The following is an 18066-nucleotide window of genomic DNA, read 5'->3' on the forward strand; positions in this document are numbered from 1 at the left end:
TCTTTGCGGAGACCGGCCTTTTTAATTGGGTTTTGCGTCAGATGCGGATCACCTTGTCGCCGTCGAGGCACCGGGCCGCAGACGTGACGGTGGGCAGCTGCCGCACCATCCTGAGCACATGCAGCAGGTGCACGCGGTCCTTAACCTGAATCATGAGTCTGAGCTCGTTGTCCGTTTTGCCGTTGTCGTTCATGTTGACGCCCACAATGGCGGAGCCCGCTTTGGCAAGTTCGGCGGCCACACCCGCAAGCGCGGAGCGCTCGTCGGTGACTTCCAGTTCAACGGGCACCGGAAAGCGCGCATCAGAGGCAATGTCTTCCTTCCAGTCCGCGGCCATCCAGCGCTCAGAGTCAACCTTGCGGCCGCGGACGGTGTGCTCACAGTCGGCGCGGTGTACAGAGAGACCGTGGCCTTTGCGCATAAAGCCCCAGATCGTGTCGCCCGGAATCGGGTGGCAGCACGTTGCAAGCTGCACGGCCATGCCTTCGGTGCCGCGGATACTGACGGCGGCGGTGGACTGCGCAGTCTTTTCGCGCGCCCGCATGAAGTTCACGAGGCGCGTCACGACGGCTGCGGCAAAGAGTTTGCCCTGTCCCACATCGGCAAAAAGCGCCGTGCGGTTTTTGGTTTCGTTTTCGGTCACAACCGTCTTCCAGGCTTCTTCCGGAATCATCTCAAAGTTGATGCCGGCTTCAGCAGCGGCCTTACGCAGGAAGGTTTCCCCGAGGGCCACGCTGTCCTTGAAGTCGCGGGTTCTCAGGTACTGACGGATTTCGGCGCGGGCACGGCCCGAGCGGACGTAATTGAGCCAGTTCGGATCGGGCTGTGCTTTGTCCGCGGTGAGAATTTCCACCATGTCGCCGTTTTTGAGTTCCGTGGTGAGCGGTTTTTCCTCGCCGTTAATGCGGCAGCCGCTCGTTTTGTTGCCGATATCGGTGTGGATCTGATAGGCAAAGTCCACCGGGCAGGAGCCCCGCGGAAGACTGATGATCTTGGATTTCGGCGTAAAGACGTAGACGCGGTCCGGAAAGAGGTCGATCTTGATGTTTTCGATGAATTCGGAGCTGTCGGCGCTGGTGCGCTGAATCTCAAGAAGGCTCTGAAGCCACGCAGCCACCATCTTCTGCAGTTCGCTCGTATCGAGCCCGTCGTTATAGAGCCAGTGCGAGAGAATGCCCATCTCGTCGATGCGGTGCATCTGCTCGGTGCGGATCTGGTACTCAATGGGCGTGCCGCTCGGACCGATCACGGTGGTGTGCAGGCTCTGGTAGCCGTTGGCTTTGGGAATGGCGATGAAGTCCTTGAAGCGCCGGTGCACGGGTTTGTAGAGTTCATGCAGGGCGCAGAGCGCGAGGTAGCACTCCTCCCGGGTACGCACGATCACGCGAAAGCCGTAGATGTCCAAAACGTCCGAAAACGACGCATGCGTGTCACGCATGCGGTTGTAGATACCGTAGATTGTTTTGTCGCGTCCCTGAACCTGCGCAACGATATGGTGCTTGGGAAGCACTTCGCGCGTTTCCCGCAGAATCCGCTCAAGCACCGCACGGCGTTTGCCGCGGGAGGCGATGAGGTTTTTTCTGAGTACTTCGTAGCGCAACGGATGCTGGTTGAAAAAGGAGAGCTCCTGCAGTTCACGGAAAACCGTGTTTAAACCTAGACGGTGCGCGATGGGAACGTAGATTTCCAAGGTTTCCGTGGCGATGCGGCGCCGCTTTTCCGGGCGCATCACGCCGAGCGTTCTGAGGTTATGCAGCCGGTCGGCAAGCTTGACGAGAATCACGCGCACGTCGCGGCTCATCGCCAGAAGCATCTTTCGAAAGCTTTCGGCCTGGGCAATTTCGTTGGAGGAAAAACGGAGTTTATCGAGTTTGCTCACTCCGTCGACGATTTCCGTCACTTCGATGCCGAACTGCTCGGCCATCTCGATTTTGGCCACGCCCGTGTCTTCGAGCACGTCGTGCATGAGGCCCGCGCAGATTGTGGCGGCATCCAGATGCCACTCCGCGAGAATCGTTGCAACCGCCAAAGGGTGCGTGATGTAAGGTTCGCCCGACTTTCTGAATTGCCCGAGGTGCGCATCATCGGCGTAGCGGAAGGCCGCCTGAATGCGGCTCACATCGCTTTCAGAGAGGTACTGACGGCAGCGCGCCAGAAGCTGTGCGCTCGTTGCAATCGCTGTGGCTTTGCCCACCGGGGTGTAAAGCGGCAGGTCCGCATCATCGGAGACGATCTCATCGGCCCGGCGGTCCAGATACGCTTCGTCGTAATCACCCTCATGGCGCACGTTTTGCGTCGGAATCTCCGGCCGGGGAGGTACCTGCCGCAAAATGGCGTCGGATTGTCTGGCGGCTGTCTGGGGCATCACGTTCTTCCCTGAAAAACAAAGCCGCGCAGTCCCGAGGTTTATGGGGTTGCGCGGCGAGGTATTTTTTCTTCGTTACGGTGCTTTTCTTTTTTCTGTTGAGCACCGTCTGACTGTCAGCAGGAAAGACTAGACGACGCGCTCGAGCATTTCATCGCGGCCGACGTCGCCGTTGGCGATTTCGCGCAGCGCGACCACGGCGGGCTTATCCTTGGCGTCCACATGGGGCTGATGGCCTTGGGCAATCAGGCGGGCACGGTAAGCAGCCGCGAGCACGAGCTCAAAGCGGTTCGGAATCTTTTTCAGGCAGTCTTCAACAGTAATACGGGCCATGGAAGTATCGGTTCAAAAGTAACGGTAATTTCGGGTTTCCGGCGTTTTTCAGACGGGTACGCCCAGAGACACAAACTGATCGCGGTGACGCACGGCCTGGTGCCGGTAGGTCAGACGCGACGCAGTCACAATGGCTTTAAGCTGACTTAAAGCCGTTTCAAAGCTGTCGTTGATTATAACGAACTCAAACTCCGGAGCATGCGCAATTTCCGCGCCCGCGCCCATCAGACGGCGTGTGATGACGGCTTCGCTGTCGGTGCCGCGCTTGTGCAGACGGGCGTTTAAAGATTCAATGGAAGGCGGCAGAATGAAGATGCCGACTATATCGGCGATTTTTTCTCTCACCTGGCGTGCGCCCTGCCAGTCGATTTCAAGGAGCACGTCGCGCCCCGCGGCCATCTGTTCTTCAATCCAGACGCGGCTTGTGCCGTAGTAGTTGCCGTGCACAAGGGCCGACTCAAGAAATTCACCGTGTGCCTTACGCTCTTCAAATTCGGCGACTGACACAAAGTGGTATTCGCGCCCGTTGACTTCCCCCGGACGCGGATCACGCGTCGTGAGGGAAATGGAAAGCATGATGGCGGGGTCGGCCGCTAAAAGCGCGTTAACAAGCGAACTTTTTCCCGCGCCCGAGGGGGCGGTCACCATAAAAAGGCGTCCGGCGTGCTGCGTTTTGTGTTTTTCGTCAGTCATCTCAAGCCTGAAAAAGAAGAAGTCAATCTGTTAATTTTAAAAGGAAGTGCGGTCCTTAAGGCGTCTCAGCCGTCACAAGTTTCAGACCGAAAATCAGAAAAATGCCGCCCGCAACGCGGTTAAGCCACTGCTGGAAACGCAGGGACTGAAAAATCGCGCGGATACGCCCGAGAATGACCGCTAGAAGCGAAAACCACACGAGGCTGATTCCCATGAGAATGAGCCCCAGGATAATGAACTGGGGCGTGAGCAGCGCATGCGGATCCATGAACTGCGGCAGAAAGGTGAGGAAAAAGATCACGGCCTTCGGGTTTAAGACATTACAGAAAAACCCCTGAAACCAGCTTTTCGCGAGTCCCCGGCCGCGTGCGGGCTCGAGATCAAGGTTTTCACAGGCAAGCGCGTTTTTTCCGGAAAAAGACGCGCGGATTGCCTGAATGCCGAGCCAGAAAAGATAGGCGGCGCCTACCCACTTAAGCACTGTAAAAAGCGTCACGGAATGTGCAACGACCGCAGAAATCCCGAGCGCGGCAAGCGTTGTGTGGACGAGCAACCCGCAGGCAACACCTGCCGAGCAGATGACGCCCGCGGTGCGGCCGCGCACCAGGGCCGTTTTTGTAATCACGGCAAAATCCGGGCCGGGCATCAGCACAATGAGAACGGCAGCCGGAATGTAAAGAAGCACGTTTTCGAGCGTCATGAGAAAATTACGCAACGGGCAGAGAAGGGGGCGAGGATTTTAGTCGCCCTGCAGACCCCCGTCTAAGTACAATTGCGTGCTTTCCCGTGTGTGCCGGTCATCAGGGATTGACCGGGGCCGTGCGCACGCCGTTTCCGTTTCTTGCCCAAGAAAGAGGTAACCCATGCAATACCACTTTCCCGTTGTCATCATCGATGAGGACTATCACTCTGAAAACGTCTCGGGGCTCGGTATCCGGGACCTCGCGCAGGCGATTGAAGCGCAGGGGATTGAAGTGAGAGCCGTCACGGCTTTTTCCGACCTCACGGGTCTTGCCAAGCAGGCAAGCCGCACCTCAGCCTTTCTCGTGAGTCTCGATGACGATGACTTTTCCGAGACGGGTGAAGAAAACGAAGCGATTCACGAACTGCGTGAATTTGTGCGCCAGATCCGCCGCTCCAACCCGGATGTGCCGATTTTCCTTTACGGGGAAAATAAGACCGCCACATCAATTCCCAACGATGTGCTGCGGGAACTGCACGGCTTTATTCACATGTTTGAAGATACCCCGGACTTTGTGGCGCGCTACATCGCGCGTGAGGCCCGTGAGTATTTAAAGAGTCTGCCGCCCCCGTTTTTTAAGGCTCTGACGCACTACGCCGCGGATTCTTCCTACTCCTGGCACTGCCCGGGGCACTCCGGCGGCGTTGCCTTCCTAAAGAGCCCCGTGGGACAGATGTTTCACCAGTTTTTCGGTGAAAACATGCTCCGCGCCGACGTCTGCAACGCCGTGGAAGAGCTCGGACAGTTACTGGACCATACCGGGCCGGTGGCAAAGTCAGAGCAAAACGCCGCGCGCATCTTCGGCTGTGACAATCTCTTTTTCGTCACCAACGGCACGTCAACCTCCAACAAGATCGTCTGGAACTACACCGTGGCTCCGGGCGACATCGTGATCGTGGACCGCAACTGTCATAAGTCGATCCTGCACGCCATTACGCTCACCGGTGCGATCCCCGTCTTTCTGATGCCCACGCGCAACCATTACGGCATCATCGGACCGATTCCGCTTTCCGAATTTGACTGGGAGTCGATTGAAAAGAAGATTGCGGCCAATCCCCTTATCAAGGACAAGAAGGCCAAGCCCCGGATCATGACGATCACGCAGTCGACCTATGACGGCATTGTCTATAACGACGAAGTGATCAAGGCGAAGCTCGACGGCAAGGTCGACATTCTGCACTTTGATGAAGCATGGCTGCCGCATGCGGCTTTTCACAGCTTCTACGACAATATGCACGCGATTGACCGCAATAAACCGCGCACGAAAAAGAGCATGGTTTTTGCGACGCACTCAACGCATAAGCTGCTTGCGGGTATTTCGCAGGCAAGCCAGATCTGTATCCAGGACTCTGAAACCGAGAAGCTTGACCGCGCCGGATTTAATGAATCCTTCATGATGCACACGTCCACTTCGCCGCAGTACGCGATCATCGCAAGCTGCGACGTCGCTGCGGCCATGATGGAAGGACGGGCCGGTACGGCGCTCGTGGAGGAATCCATTCAGGAAGCCGTGGATTTCAGGCGTGCCATGCGCGAAGTCGGTACGAGCTACTCCGACTGGTGGTTTACGGTCTGGGGGCCGGAGAAACTGCCGCAGGCCGGACGCGGCACGCAGGCCGACTGGATGCTTAACGCCAATGATGCCTGGCACGGCTTCGGGGATGTGGCACCGGGCTTTAACATGCTTGACCCCATCAAGGGGACGGTGGTGACGCCGGGGTTGTCGCTTACTGGTGAATTTGCCGAAACCGGGATCCCTGCGGCCGTCGTCACGAAGTATCTTTCTGAGCACGGCATCATCGTTGAGAAAACGGGCCTTTACTCCTTCTTCATCATGTTTACGATCGGCATCACCAAGGGCCGCTGGAACACGATGGTGACCGAACTGCAGCAGTTTAAGGATGCCTACGACGCCAACGCCGAACTCTGGCGCGTGATGCCCAAATTCATTGCGGCGTTTCCGGCCTATGAAAATCTGGGGCTCAAAGACCTCTGCCAGAGCATTCACAGTGTGTACCGGGAGTATGACGTTGCACGTCTTACCACTCAGATGTACATCTCGGAGATGGTGCCCGCGATGCGTCCGACGGATGCCTACGCAAAGTTCGTGCACAGCGAAGTCGACCGCGTTCCGATTGATGAGCTTGAGGGCCGGGTCTCCGCGGTGCTTCTCACGCCGTACCCGCCGGGAATTCCGCTTTTGGTGCCCGGGGAACGCGTCAACAGCAAGATCGTCGAGTACCTGCGGTTTGCCCGTGATTTCACGAAGCGCTTCCCGGGGTTTGAAAGCGATGTGCACGGTTTGGTGAAGGTAAAACAGCCTGACGGCACTGTGAAGTACATGCTCGACTGCGTGCGTGAGTAAGAATTTTTTCGAAAAAAGAAGAAACGAAATGGCTTTGAATTTAGTGCTTTTTCAACCGCAGCCCGTGACGGTTCTCACCGTTAAGAAGGCGCCGAAGTTTCTGGCGCGCCTTACGGCAAGCGACTTATCCAAACTCGCCGTCGGAAGCCTTGAGCGGACGGTGATGTTAAACGCCTCAGGCGGCATCATCGGAACGGTGATCGCGGTGCGCACGGAAACGGACACCTATGAGCTTTTCCTTTACGGAGATAAGGCCGACGTACGTGAGGCGTGGATCCGTCAGGTAAGCGCCGCCTTTGACGCGGAGATTGAAGGGCGGCACCTCTGCGGATTTCTTTACGCGGGCGAGATGCCCGTGGATGCGGCTAAAACCACGCCCAACACGGCTAAGGAAGAAAGCGAGATTTCGTTTCTGAACCTGCGCTGGATTCAGCTTGTCACGGGACCGGAAGCGAACATTAAGGCGCTGCACGAAAACCTCACCGCAGCGGGCGCGCAGGCCGGAGCGCAGGAGGGGCTTGATGCCCTGAGAATTCTTGCTAAGGAACCGGCCGAGGGGCTCGAGTTTGACGAAAACACGAGTCCCCTGGAGTGCGGTTTTGAGGATGTGCTCGACTTTTCCGATCCGGAACGCATCTTTATCGGGCGGGCACTGACGGAAGCGCGTTTTAAGGCGGGCGGTTACGACCGTATGCATCTCGTGGCTTTTGAAACGGCTTTTGATCCGGCGCTTCTGGTGGACGTGCCGATGATTGTGATGGGAGACACGGGTTATCAGCTCACATCCATTGCGCGCATCCCGGAAATTCCTCTGACGGCAGGGCTTGTGCGTCTGCCCTATACCGTCAATGTCGGTGAGCACGTTGCCGCGGATGTGAAAACCGATCCGCGAAGCTACTGCGAAAAGGCCCTTGTGGTTGACGCGCAGGTCTGAGTTTTTTTGAAAAAAGGCAGAGCATGCCCATCAGTATTTTTGAAATGTTTCGGGTCGGTATCGGCCCGAGTTCAAGTCATACCGTGGGTCCGATGCGGGCGGCAGCCCTGTTTGTGAAGGAAGCGGCAGATGAAGGTGTGCTCTCCAAAACCGAACACCTCACCGCAGATCTGATGGGCAGCCTCGGCGCCACCGGAAAGGGCCACGCCACGGACACGGCCGTGATGCTGGGGCTGATGGGGTTATCTCCCGAGACAGTGGACACGTCCGCCGTCGCAGAGATGATGGCCTCGGTGAGAGACTCCAGGCGCCTTCCGTTGGCGGGCGGCCACACGATTGTGTTTGATCCGGCCCTTGACATCACGTTTTCGCCCGACAAGGCGGCGGCCTTTCACACCAACGGGCTGCAGATTGCGGGGTTTGACGCCTCAGGCAAAAAGATCATTGAGCGGCGTTATTACTCCGTGGGTGGGGGCTTTGTGGTGCCGGCGGACAACACGGACTTTGATAAGCCCCGCACGCAAAGCCGGGACGCTTTTCCGGGCCGTGCGGAAGTCACGGTGCCCTTTAATTACACCAATGCCTCGGAGCTTGTGGCGATGGCGCGCGCAAGCGGCAAAACGATTGCTGAAGTCGTCCGCGACAATGAACGCACCCGCCGCAGCGACGCAGAAATCGATGCGGCGCTTGACCATGTCTGGGACGTGATGTGTGAGTGCATTCAAAGGGGCCTTAAAACGGAAGGGGTGCTTCCGGGGCCCTTACGCGTAAAGCGCCGTGCACCGCAGCTGCTTGCGCGGCTTAAAGCCTCTGACGGAAACGATCCTTTGGCTGCCATTGACTGGGTGAACGCCTGGGGCTTTGCCACGGGCGAAGAAAATGCCGCGGGCGGCCGCATTGTCACCTGTCCCACAAACGGCGCGGCAGGCGTTTTGCCTGCGGTGCTTCAGTACTACGTGAAGTTTGTGCCGGGCGCGGATCAGACGGGCGTGAGAAACTTTCTGCTCACCGCGGGGGCCGTGGGCATGCTCTACAAGGAAAACGCGTCGATTTCGGGCGCTGAAGTGGGCTGCCAGGGCGAAGTGGGGGTGGCAACTTCGATGGCCGCGGCGGGCCTTGCCGCTGCCAAGGGCGCAACGCTCGATCAGGTGGAAAACGCCGCGGAAATCGGCATGGAGCACCAGTTGGGGCTCACCTGTGATCCGGTGGCGGGGCAGGTGCAGATTCCCTGCATTGAACGTAATGCCGTGGGCGCCGTAAAAGCCATTGAGGCGGTCCGCATTTCGATGGCAGGCGACGGGCGTCATGTTGTGAGCCTTGACAAGGTCATGCGCACCATGTTTGAAACGGGTCGGGACATGAAGGCCAAATACAAGGAAACGAGCCGCGGGGGGCTTGCCGTGACCATCGTTGAGTGCTGAGGCTTATGGCCTGACCCGAAAAAAATTTCCCGGCGTGTGCCGGGAAATTTTTTTCGACGGAAAACGTTACTCCTTGGGCGGCTCTTCGCCGAACCACTTCTTGTACATCCTGCCGTAGCTGCCGTCGGCGCGCATCGCCTTCATGGCGGCATTCATCTCCTCGACCAGTGCTTTGTTGCTCTTTTTGGCGGCAATGCCGAAAAGCTCTGTGTTAAGCATCACGGGCATGTGGTAGAAGTCTTTTGCGGTCTGCGGGCGGCTCATCAGAAAGTAGCTGTTTACCGGCCGGTCGCCGATCACGGCATCACACCCCTTGTTGCTTAATTCAAGGAAGGTTTCCGAGACGTTGTTAAAAGCCTTCACTTTGGCGCCGGGAACCTGCTGGGCACGCATGTGGCCGGAGGTGCCGATCTGAGCACAGATCGTGCGGTTGTTGAGATCCTCAACTTTGGTAATGGTTGCTTTGTCCGCGGCACGGATCAGAACCGAGAGGCCTGAGACATAGTAGGGATCGGTAAAGGCGAGGCGCTTTTGGCGTTCCGGCGTAATGGTGATCGCTGCCATGCCGACATCGGCCGTGTTTGTGAGAAGCGCCGGAATGATGGCGTCAAACCCCATTGGCACGATTTCGAGTTTGCGGCCGATGCGTTCGGCAATGCCCCGCAGGAGGTCAATTTCAAAGCCCACGGTTTCGCCCGTCTTGGTTTCCACAAATTCAAAGGGCGGGTAGGAGCTTTCGGTGGCCATGCGCAGGACCTTCTGGTCCGCGGCCTGAGCACTGATAAACGCGGCGGCGGCCAAAGCGCCGACGAGAAGTTTCTTCGCAAACATGTGTGTGCGTCTCCGCAAAGAAAGAAAAGTAGAGAGGGGCGTCAGCCTCGTCACTTGCAGCGGGCGGCATTTCTGTGCCGCTTCTCTTTGCAAACAGCGCGTGTAAGACTGACCGTCACTGCCTGAGTCAAAGCCCAAACGGAATGCAATATAGTCGCCTGTCTTCGGAATTTCTAAGAATTGCCGGTCAGGAAAACCTGCAGGAGATTTTGCTTAGACGTCCGGTTTTTTAAGGCGCCGGGCCGGTAATACCTTAACCGAACCGCAGAAAAGACACCTCTGATGACGGACTTGGAGCCGGTTTTGCGTATAGTGCCTTCACCCGGGGACGCGCTGTCCCTTCAGAACACAAAGAACACCGGAGTATTGCAAATGACAGTCAGAACCTTTTTTGCCGCAGCCGCGGCGGTGATCGTCGGTTTGAGTGCCGCAGCCGCGGGCGCTGAAGAACTTCGCGTGGCGGCAACCCCGGTGCCTCACGCCGATATTCTGAAGCTCATCGAGCCTGATCTGAAAAAGGACGGCTACGACCTCAAAATTGTTGAGTTTTCCGACTACGTGAGCCCGAACCTCGCGCTTGATGCAGGCGAAGTGGACGCCAACTACTACCAGCACAAGCCCTTTTTGGATGCCGCTGTCGAGCACCGCCGTCTGAAAATCGCTTCCGTCGCGCCGATTCACATTCTTCCGATGGCGGCCTACTCCAAGAAGGTGAAGAAAATCACGGATCTTGCCGACGGCGCTTCCGTGACGATTCCCAATGACCCCGCCAACGGCGGTCGTGCGCTGCTTCTGCTCGAAGATGCAGGGCTTTTAAAGTTAAAGCCCGGGATCGGCGTCAAAGCCACGGTGCTTGATATCGTCAGTAACCCCAAACACCTCAGAATCCGTGAGGTGGAAGCCGCGCAGGTGCCGCGTACTTTGGACGATGTCGATCTCGCGGTCGTTAACTCCAACTACGCTATCGGCGTGGGTTTAAACCCTGTGACGGACTCGATCTATCTTGAGAGTAAGACGAGCCCCTATGCCGTGGTGGTGGCCGCCCGTCAGGGACATGAAAAGGACGCGAAGGTTCAGGCGCTTGTGAAGGCTCTGACGACCGAAAAGGTCCGCAAGTTCATGACGGATAAATATAAGGGCGGCGTGGTCCCGGTGTTCTGATCCGGTCCCGACTTCTGAATCTGACAAAAGGACGGCGTGTTGCCGTCCTTTTTTCGCTGGAGGCTCAAAGCAACGCGCAGACAAAGAAGCTGAAGCAGCTGATCCGGGGCCTGTAAAAAAGCGGCTGAACAGACGTGTTCAGCCGCTTCAGAAGCACTTCCCGGTGAGCCGGAAATCAGGCGCGGCGCGCGAGTTCGACGGCCTTACCGATGTAGGTCGCGGGCGTGAGCTTCTGCAGACGTTCCTTTGCGTCGGCAGGCAGCTCAAGTGTCTCGATAAACTCGTGGATTACCTCGGGCGTCATATGGCCCTTGCCGCGGGTGAGCGCCTTGAGCTTTTCATAGGGCTTGGGAATGCCGTAACGACGCATGACGGTCTGGATGGCTTCAGCAAGCACTTCCCAGGCGGCATCGAGGTCTTCAGCAACGCGTGCGGCGTTAAGTTCAAGTTTTCCGAGGCCTCGGCCGAGCGCCGCATAGCCCACGAAGCAGTAGCCGAAGGCCACGCCGAGGTTGCGGAGCACCGTGGAGTCGGTGAGGTCACGCTGCCAGCGCGAGATCGGGAGTTTCCCAGCGAGGTGGTTTAAAAGCGCGTTGGCAACCCCGAGGTTGCCTTCGGAGTTTTCGAAGTCAATGGGATTCACTTTATGCGGCATCGTGGAGGAGCCGACTTCGCCTTCCTTGAGTTTCTGCTTGAAGAACCCGAGGGAGATGTAGCCCCAGACGTCACGGTCAAAGTCAATGAGAACCGTGTTGGCGCGCGCAATTTCGTGAAAGAGCTCGGCCATGTAGTCATGCGGCTCGATCTGAATGGTGTGCGTGTTGAAGGTAAGTCCCAGGCGCTCCTCAACGACGCGCTTACTGTGCGCTTCCCAGTCGTAGTCGGGGTAGGCGATGAGGTGCGCGTTGAAGTTGCCGACGGCGCCGTTCATTTTGGCGTAGAACTTCACGGCGCTGATCGCTTCAATGATGCGTCCGAGGCGCACGGCAACGTTGGCCATTTCCTTGCCGACCGTTGTGGGAGACGCGGTCTGACCGTGTGTGCGGCTTAACATCGGAACATCGGCCCACTGATGCGCATACTTCGCAATCGTTTCGCGGATCTCGGTAAGACGCGCAATCAGCGCCTTGCGGCCGGCGGTGAGCATCAGCGCGTGGCTCGTGTTGTTGATGTCTTCGCTTGTGCAGGCAAAGTGAACGAATTCGCTTGCCTTGGCGAGTTCCGCATCATGCGCGACCTGGCCCTTGATCCAGTATTCCACGGCCTTGACGTCGTGGTTGGTGGTGGCTTCAATCGCTTTGATCTCCGCGCAGTTTTCAACCGTAAAGTTCTCCGCCAGACCGCGCAGGAAGGCTTTGCCGTGCTCGCTGATGGGCTTGAGCTCTTCAAAGCCCGCCTCGGAAAGAGCGATGAGCCATTCCACTTCCACGCGCACGCGGGCGTTCATGAAGGCCGATTCAGAGAAGATGTCGCGCAGTTCATTGCACTGACGGGCATAACGGCCGTCCAGGGGACTTAAAGCCGTCAAAACAGAAAGTTCCTGCATGGGGAGATTTTCCGATGGTTAATATTTGAAAAGACAGGTGCCGCAATTGTAATGCACACGAACCTTGCTCAAAGCCGTTGTGCCGGCGGGCGGAGCCGATTTTGCGGGTGTTGGACTTTTGTTTGTTACATTTTGAAATACGTCCTTCCCGGCCCTTTACCGAGTGGTTTTCAGAAGGCTTTAACCTGCGCTTCATCAGTCAGGGGAAAAAGAAATTCCCGCCGGTAACGCCCGAAACCGTATGACACAGTCAGCACCGGGGCGCGGACCGTTTTCATAAGGAGTCAAAAATGATGAAACGCTGGATTATCGCTGCCGCTCTTGCCGCCACCGCCGCGGGCGCTTATGCCTGGTGCGGAGACGGCGCCGGTTACGGCCCGCGCGGTCACTGGACGGGTCCCGATGTGCAGCAGTCTCTGGCAAACCGCAATGCCGCACTTGAGTCGATTCTCACGCTCAGGGACAATCAGAAGCAGGCTTTTAAAGACTACACGGCTGCCCAGGAAAAGGCTTATGCCGCGATGCGCGACTTCCGCGCCAAAAACCGCGGTCAGGCCTATGACCGGCAAAGTCGCCTCGAACTGAGTGCCGAACGCGAAAAGCTCCTCGGTCAGGTGCACTCCGATGTGGCCGCCAAGCGCGCCGCACTCTGGAAACTGCTTGACCCCCAGCAGAAGATGGCGCTTGAAGACTATGAAAGCCGCGCTTTTGCCGGTCACGGGCGCTTTCACCAGGGGCCGCGTCACGGCTGGAACTGCCCGGGTAACGCCGGCACACCCTGCCCGATGGCGGAGCAGTCTCCCCGTCAGTGTCCGGGCTACAACGGAGCTCCCGCACCGCGCGGGCCGGCTGCCGGGATGCATCATCCGGAAATGCCGCATCGCTATTAATTTCGGCTAAAGTAGAAGGCAGAGTTCGTTTTGAGGCTCTGCCTTTTTTGTATGCGCGACACCCGAACAGAAGCACTCTTTGATGATGAACCGCCGGTGAACGCTCCGATCGCGCCGATGGCCCCCGAACGGGACCTGAGGCTTTTGGGCGAGCGGCTTCCTGCCGGCATTTATCTCGGAAGTTCAAGCTGGAACTTTCCGGGCTGGCGGGGTGTTGTCTGGTCGCAGATGAGTTCGGTGAAGGGACTCGCGGAAAAGGGGCTGACCGCCTACAGCGCCTATCCCGTTTTCCGTACCGCAGGGATTGACCGCTCCTACTATAAGCCGCTCACCGAGGAGACCTACCGGCATTTCGCTGAGCAGGTGCCGGAAAATTTCCGGTTTCTTGTGAAGGCCCCTCAGGCTGTTACCGACAGCCTTGTGCGCGACGTCAGAGGCCGTGGGGCCGGCGTCAACACACATTACCTTGATGTGAATGAAACCCTTGAAACCTTTATCGACCCGGTTGTTAAGGGACTCGGACGAAAGCTCGGAGTGCTTGTCTTTGAACTTGCGGCGCTTCCCCGTGAGCGGATTCTGAACCTGAGAAATGCGCATGCCGCGATTGATGAAATCGTCTCGTTCTTTGCAAGGCTTCCCCGGGAAACGGACGGCATGCCCTTGAGTTACGGCGTGGAGATGCGCACGGCGCAGCTTCTGACGCGCCGCTATATCCGTCTGTTGCGGCCGACGCACGCCAGGCCCGTTGTCGGCATTCATCCGTCACTGCCTCCGGTGATGCGGCAGATCAACGCATTGAGATACCTTGATGACCCGGAGAATAATTCCGGCAACTGGCGGCTTAAAGGCGATACGGTTGTCCGTTGGTCGGTGGCGCAGGGCGGCACCTATGCGGAACTTAAGCGCGAGTGGGCGCCCTTTGACCGGATTCAGAGTCCCGATATCGTGACGCGGGAAGCCGTGGCCGGGCTCATGCAGCGCGCGCACGCAAGCGGCGTAAGGGGCTTTACGGTCGCCAACAACAAGGCCGAAGGCTGTGCGCCGCTTACGATGCGGGCCGTGGCCGAAAGTATCTGTGCGATGGAAAAAACGGCGCGGGACGCAGCGATTGAAGCCGCATCCGTGCGCCGTCTCACAGGACAAGGCCCCAAAAATTAAGAAGCCGCCGGAGTCCACACCGTAAAGGGAGCTTCTCGGGTTTCCGCGTCCTGGGGTTTGGCTTCAGGGGTGGGTGTGCCGCAGATCACCCAGGCAATGAGTTTTTCGCCGGCCTTGCGGCGGAAAAAGGCCTGCACGCCGTCGTCAGCGAGAACCGAACCCGAAAGCACGATGCCGCCGAAACCGAGCGCATTTAAGGCGAGCATGAACTGATCAAGAGCGGCGCCTGCGGTGAGAAACTGCTCATCAAGTGAAATGCCGCATTCGGTATCAGGGGAAAACACAAAACCCACGAGCGAGGGACCTTTGAGAGCCTTGGAGCGGGAGCGTGCCTGTTTGTCCGCGTCAGCTCCCTGACGTTTGGCGGCTGCTTCGAAAACATCGGCAAGACGTCCGCGGTCTTCGCTTTCCACCCGCACAAAACGGTAGGGAACGAGCGAGCCGTGATCGGGTGCACGCATCGCCGCCTGTGCGGCACGCGCAAACTGCTCGTCCGTCGGCGAGGGTTCAGTAAGAAGCTTGGGTTTGAGGCTGCGCCTTGAGGCAATGAATTCAAAAACAGCGGTATTTTCGGACATGGTTTTTAAACAGTAAGTTCTGTGACGGTTTCACTTGCCGCCTGCGGCCACAGTTTATTGAGAACGCCGGCCACGGAATTTACATCATTGATAAAAAATATGTCGCTTCCGGCCTCACCGGTATCGGCATTTTTAAGGAGTTCCCGTTCGGTAAGTCTCGTACGGGCGACGGCCGCAACCGCCGGACCGGGCTCAATGATTTTCACGGCCTCACCGACAATAGTCCGGATAGCAGCGGTTAAAAACGGGTAGTGCGTGCAGCCCAAAACGAGGATGTCGGCATTCGCCTCGGTGATCGGGGTGAGGTATTTGGTGAGAAGCGCTCTCGTGCGCGGCGTGTCGAATTCACCTTTTTCCACGCATTCCATAAGGCCCGGCGCAGGCGTACTGATGACGCGGGCGCCCGCGGAAAAACGCGACAGAAGCCGCGAATAGCGTTCACTGCGGATGGTGCCCGCAGTCGCAAGCACGCCCACCACATGCGTGCGGCTCATTTTCACCGCCGGTTTCACCGCCGGTTCAATGCCCACGACCGGTACGGGAGCCCATTCTCTTAAATGATCGGCTGCGGCGGCCGTGGCGGGGGTGCAGGCAAGAACCCGCAACTTGGCGGGGAGCACGTCAAGGAAACAGGGGGCAAACGGGGCGCACCGGGTTNAGAAACCAGTGTGCAATCGTGTCGCACCGGTTTCTCACCCACTGACCGGTTTTATCGCCCCAGGGGGCGTTGCCGCTGTCGGCGCAGTAGATGAAGTTTTCGGCCGGGAGTTCCTGGCGCAGGGCTCTCAGCACCGAAAGGCCTCCGAGCCCGGAATCAAGAACCCCGACCGGACACTGCGCGGAAAGCATTAAGCGTCCTTGGCGGCTGCGGCGCGCCCGAGCCGGTCGTTGACGGCGGCCCATTCAGGCGTCTGCGGAGGCTGTTCAATCAAAAGTCTGGCGGCGCCGGATTTGTCGAGCCTGTGAAGGTTCTCGTACAGACTGTGCTGCCAGTCGGCTTCTTCACGGCTCATCACGAGTTCGAGCACAATGCGGTTGCCGAAGGCCTTTTTGCAGGCATCAAGAACGTCTGCGGTTGCCATGACGGCGACCTTATCGTTGCCTGCGGCAAGCGCGGCAATGTCCTTTGCGCTGAAAAGTGTGACGGGCGTGCCGGGCGCATAGTGGCTCTTTAGGCGCCCCGAGGCCCGCGGTGCATCACTTCCGGCATCAGGTACCGGGCGGCCGAGGACGGCTTCGAGCATGGCGCGCGTCACCGCACCGTGCCGCAGAATTTCAGGGCGCTCGCCCGAGAGATTGATGATCGTGGACTCAACGCCCACTTCGCAGCGCCCGCCGTCCAGAATCATGTCAAGCGATCCCTCGGGTTTGACGCCGAGGTCTTCGGCAACGTGTGCGGCGCAGGTCGGGGAGATTTTCCCGAAGGTGTTTGCGCTCGGCGCCGTCAGGCCCTTGAAGGTTGACCCCGCAAAGCGCTTTAAAAGCGCCTGAATCCAGGGGTGAGAGGGGCAGCGCAGGGCGACACTCGCCTGCCCGCCCGTGACAAAACCGCCGCAGCGCTCACTCTTGGGAAGAACCATCGTAAGGGGCCCGGGCCAAAAGGCCTTGGCAAGCAGCCTGGCTTCCTCGGGTACGACGCACGCCCAGGCAGAAAGGGCTTCAGGGCCCGCTATATGCACAATGAGCGGATGGTTGGTGGGGCGGCCTTTGACGGCAAAGGTTTTAAGCACTGCGTCACGGTTATCGGCGTCAGCGGCAAGCCCGTAAACCGTTTCCGTCGGAATCGCAACGAGGCCGCCCTCGGAAAGAATCCGGGCGGCACGTTCGACGGCGGCTGTATTAATCGGGGGATACATGGATTTTGTCCGTCAGACGGGGGCGGGCAGGCCCAGAATCGCGGCTACACGCTTGGCACAGACAAGAGCCTCATCAAGCGTTTTTCCGACGCACGTGACGTGCCCCATCTTGCGGGCGTGACGGGCGTCTTTTTTACCGTAAAGATGCAGTTTGGCGCCGGGCACGGCAAGCACGCTCTTCCAGTCGGGTTCGCGCTTTTTATCGTCGGCATCAAACCAGACGTCGCCGAGAATATTGAGCATGACGGCGGGTTGCACAAGATCGGTGGGACCTAAGGGCATCCCGGTCATCGCGCGCACCTGTTCCTCAAACTGGCTGGTCACACACGCTTCAATCGTGGCGTGGCCGGAATTGTGCGGACGCGGTGCCATTTCGTTGGCAACAAGCGTGTCGTCGGCGAGCACAAAAAATTCAATGCAGAGGACACCGCGGTATTCCAGGGCGTGTGCGATTTTTTCAGCATACGCACGGGCCTTGTCGGCAACGGCCTGCGGCACGCGTGCCGGCACGACGGTTTCGGCCAAAATGCCGTTTTTATGATGGTTTTCAAAAACGGGGAAGGTGACCGCGGAGCCGTCAAGACCGCGGGCCACAATAACGGAAACCTCGGTCTTTAAAGGCAGACGCTTTTCCAGAATGCAGAATTTGCCGCCCATTTCGGCAAACGCGCGTTTGACGTCGTCACGGTTAAAGACCGTGCGCTGGCCCTTGCCGTCGTAACCCAGACGGGTGGTTTTAAGAATCCCCGGAAAAAGCGATTCATCAAGGAGATCGGCGTCTTCTGCGGAGAGAACCGGGGCGTGCGGTGCCACGGGGACACCGGCCACCATCTCAAGAAACGTCTTTTCATCCAGCCGGTCCTGGGCAACCGAGACGGCCTGCGCCGAAGGCGCGGTCACGCAGCCGTCAGGACCGTCGGCCAGGGCCGAAAGAGCTTCGGCCGGCACGTTTTCAAATTCGGTTGTCACCGCAGCCGTTGTGCGGCGCATGGCGTCCAAAGCCCCCGGATCGGTGTAGGGCGCGTCAATATGGCAGGCGCACACTTCACTTGCCGGGCAACTGCCCTTTTCGAGCACTTCGACTTCGTAGCCCAGCGTTGCCGCGGCCTGCGCAAACATGCGGCCCAACTGACCGCCGCCCATAAGCCCGAGCGTCGTACCGGGATTGAGAGGAAAAGAAGCTTTCATGAGTT

The 18066-nt window shown here is 58.3% G+C and carries 16 protein-coding genes; 6 read left to right on the forward strand and 10 right to left on the reverse strand.

From position 1 onward, the window contains the following. Window positions 1-37: 37 nt before the first annotated feature. The 4 genes from BQ7486_RS08900 to BQ7486_RS08915 form a co-directional block, all read right to left on the reverse strand. Window positions 38-2365 carry a RelA/SpoT family protein gene (locus tag BQ7486_RS08900; RefSeq protein WP_074009761.1) on the reverse strand — a complete coding sequence of 776 codons (2328 nt, stop codon included), beginning with the start codon at window positions 2363-2365 and terminating at the stop codon, window positions 38-40. Window positions 2366-2494: 129 nt separating this feature from the next. Then, entirely contained in the window at window positions 2495-2698 is a 204-nt protein-coding gene (gene rpoZ, locus BQ7486_RS08905) for a DNA-directed RNA polymerase subunit omega (protein WP_022373217.1), read from the reverse strand. A gap of 48 nt (window positions 2699-2746) precedes the next feature. Then, entirely contained in the window at window positions 2747-3391 is a 645-nt protein-coding gene (gene gmk, locus BQ7486_RS08910; protein ID WP_074009762.1) for a guanylate kinase, read from the reverse strand. Window positions 3392-3446: 55 nt separating this feature from the next. Beyond that, window positions 3447-4091, reverse strand: coding sequence for a LysE family translocator (locus BQ7486_RS08915; RefSeq protein ID WP_074009763.1), 645 nt, complete (start codon window positions 4089-4091; stop codon window positions 3447-3449). A 163-nt stretch (window positions 4092-4254) separates the two neighbouring features. On the opposite strand from BQ7486_RS08915, the gene BQ7486_RS08920 reads away from it, so the two are divergent. From BQ7486_RS08920 to BQ7486_RS08930, 3 genes are read left to right on the forward strand one after another with little or no spacing between them, the layout of a single operon-like run. Further along, window positions 4255-6498 (forward strand): arginine/lysine/ornithine decarboxylase, encoded by a 2244-nt coding sequence (locus BQ7486_RS08920; RefSeq protein WP_022373214.1) that lies wholly within the window; start codon window positions 4255-4257, stop codon window positions 6496-6498. A 28-nt stretch (window positions 6499-6526) separates the two neighbouring features. Next, the gene (locus BQ7486_RS08925; RefSeq protein ID WP_074009764.1) at window positions 6527-7432 is read left to right on the forward strand and encodes an aminomethyltransferase family protein; all 906 of its coding nucleotides are present in this window, start codon (window positions 6527-6529) and stop codon (window positions 7430-7432) included. Window positions 7433-7455: 23 nt separating this feature from the next. Beyond that, a complete protein-coding gene (locus BQ7486_RS08930; RefSeq protein ID WP_022373212.1) occupies window positions 7456-8853 on the forward strand; it encodes an L-serine ammonia-lyase in 1398 nt (465 codons plus the stop codon). Window positions 8854-8919: 66 nt separating this feature from the next. On the opposite strand, the gene BQ7486_RS08935 is transcribed toward BQ7486_RS08930, so the two are convergent. Continuing rightward, window positions 8920-9684 carry a basic amino acid ABC transporter substrate-binding protein gene (locus BQ7486_RS08935; RefSeq protein WP_074009765.1) on the reverse strand — a complete coding sequence of 255 codons (765 nt, stop codon included), beginning with the start codon at window positions 9682-9684 and terminating at the stop codon, window positions 8920-8922. A 372-nt stretch (window positions 9685-10056) separates the two neighbouring features. Between BQ7486_RS08935 and BQ7486_RS08940 the strand changes: the two genes are divergently transcribed. Further along, a complete protein-coding gene (locus tag BQ7486_RS08940) occupies window positions 10057-10845 on the forward strand; it encodes a MetQ/NlpA family ABC transporter substrate-binding protein (RefSeq protein WP_022373210.1) in 789 nt (262 codons plus the stop codon). A gap of 175 nt (window positions 10846-11020) precedes the next feature. Here BQ7486_RS08940 and purB read toward each other — a convergent pair whose 3' ends face one another. Beyond that, window positions 11021-12391 (reverse strand): adenylosuccinate lyase, encoded by a 1371-nt coding sequence (purB, locus tag BQ7486_RS08945; protein WP_074009766.1) that lies wholly within the window; start codon window positions 12389-12391, stop codon window positions 11021-11023. A 290-nt stretch (window positions 12392-12681) separates the two neighbouring features. Between purB and BQ7486_RS08950 the strand changes: the two genes are divergently transcribed. Next, window positions 12682-13281 carry a hypothetical protein gene (locus tag BQ7486_RS08950; RefSeq protein WP_022373208.1) on the forward strand — a complete coding sequence of 200 codons (600 nt, stop codon included), beginning with the start codon at window positions 12682-12684 and terminating at the stop codon, window positions 13279-13281. Between the two features lie 51 nt (window positions 13282-13332). After that, the gene (locus BQ7486_RS08955) at window positions 13333-14439 is read left to right on the forward strand and encodes a DUF72 domain-containing protein (RefSeq protein WP_074009767.1); all 1107 of its coding nucleotides are present in this window, start codon (window positions 13333-13335) and stop codon (window positions 14437-14439) included. Here the strand turns inward: BQ7486_RS08955 and BQ7486_RS08960 are convergent. The 4 genes from BQ7486_RS08960 to BQ7486_RS08975 form a co-directional block, all read right to left on the reverse strand. Continuing rightward, on the reverse strand, window positions 14436-15017 hold the full coding sequence (locus tag BQ7486_RS08960) for a nitroreductase family protein (protein ID WP_074009768.1): 582 nt from the start codon (window positions 15015-15017) through the stop codon (window positions 14436-14438). The genes BQ7486_RS08955 and BQ7486_RS08960 overlap by 4 nt on opposite strands. 5 nt (window positions 15018-15022) lie before the next feature. After that, on the reverse strand, window positions 15023-15637 hold the full coding sequence (locus BQ7486_RS08965) for a glutamate racemase (RefSeq protein ID WP_162272259.1): 615 nt from the start codon (window positions 15635-15637) through the stop codon (window positions 15023-15025). Window positions 15638-15865: 228 nt separating this feature from the next. Continuing rightward, entirely contained in the window at window positions 15866-16873 is a 1008-nt protein-coding gene (locus BQ7486_RS08970) for an L-threonylcarbamoyladenylate synthase (RefSeq protein ID WP_074009769.1), read from the reverse strand. 12 nt (window positions 16874-16885) lie between these two features. After that, entirely contained in the window at window positions 16886-18061 is a 1176-nt protein-coding gene (locus BQ7486_RS08975; RefSeq protein ID WP_074009770.1) for a 5-(carboxyamino)imidazole ribonucleotide synthase, read from the reverse strand. Between the last annotated feature and the right edge of the window lie 5 nt (window positions 18062-18066).

This window comes from Duodenibacillus massiliensis, assembly GCF_900128485.1.
In the GTDB taxonomy this organism is placed as follows: domain Bacteria; phylum Pseudomonadota; class Gammaproteobacteria; order Burkholderiales; family Burkholderiaceae_F; genus Duodenibacillus; species Duodenibacillus massiliensis.

Bases quoted from the DNA above. Each gene is read 5' to 3' on its own strand.
- BQ7486_RS08900 (WP_074009761.1), bottom strand. From the start codon at position 2,365: ATGCCCCAGACAGCCGCCAGACAATCCGACGCCATTTTGCGGCAGGTA.
- rpoZ (WP_022373217.1), bottom strand. From the start codon at position 2,698: ATGGCCCGTATTACTGTTGAAGACTGCCTGAAAAAGATTCCGAACCGC.
- gmk (WP_074009762.1), bottom strand. From the start codon at position 3,391: ATGACTGACGAAAAACACAAAACGCAGCACGCCGGACGCCTTTTTATG.
- BQ7486_RS08915 (WP_074009763.1), bottom strand. From the start codon at position 4,091: ATGACGCTCGAAAACGTGCTTCTTTACATTCCGGCTGCCGTTCTCATT.
- BQ7486_RS08920 (WP_022373214.1), top strand. From the start codon at position 4,255: ATGCAATACCACTTTCCCGTTGTCATCATCGATGAGGACTATCACTCT.
- BQ7486_RS08925 (WP_074009764.1), top strand. From the start codon at position 6,527: ATGGCTTTGAATTTAGTGCTTTTTCAACCGCAGCCCGTGACGGTTCTC.
- BQ7486_RS08930 (WP_022373212.1), top strand. From the start codon at position 7,456: ATGCCCATCAGTATTTTTGAAATGTTTCGGGTCGGTATCGGCCCGAGT.
- BQ7486_RS08935 (WP_074009765.1), bottom strand. From the start codon at position 9,684: ATGTTTGCGAAGAAACTTCTCGTCGGCGCTTTGGCCGCCGCCGCGTTT.
- BQ7486_RS08940 (WP_022373210.1), top strand. From the start codon at position 10,057: ATGACAGTCAGAACCTTTTTTGCCGCAGCCGCGGCGGTGATCGTCGGT.
- purB (WP_074009766.1), bottom strand. From the start codon at position 12,391: ATGCAGGAACTTTCTGTTTTGACGGCTTTAAGTCCCCTGGACGGCCGT.
- BQ7486_RS08950 (WP_022373208.1), top strand. From the start codon at position 12,682: ATGATGAAACGCTGGATTATCGCTGCCGCTCTTGCCGCCACCGCCGCG.
- BQ7486_RS08955 (WP_074009767.1), top strand. From the start codon at position 13,333: ATGCGCGACACCCGAACAGAAGCACTCTTTGATGATGAACCGCCGGTG.
- BQ7486_RS08960 (WP_074009768.1), bottom strand. From the start codon at position 15,017: ATGTCCGAAAATACCGCTGTTTTTGAATTCATTGCCTCAAGGCGCAGC.
- BQ7486_RS08970 (WP_074009769.1), bottom strand. From the start codon at position 16,873: ATGTATCCCCCGATTAATACAGCCGCCGTCGAACGTGCCGCCCGGATT.
- BQ7486_RS08975 (WP_074009770.1), bottom strand. From the start codon at position 18,061: ATGAAAGCTTCTTTTCCTCTCAATCCCGGTACGACGCTCGGGCTTATG.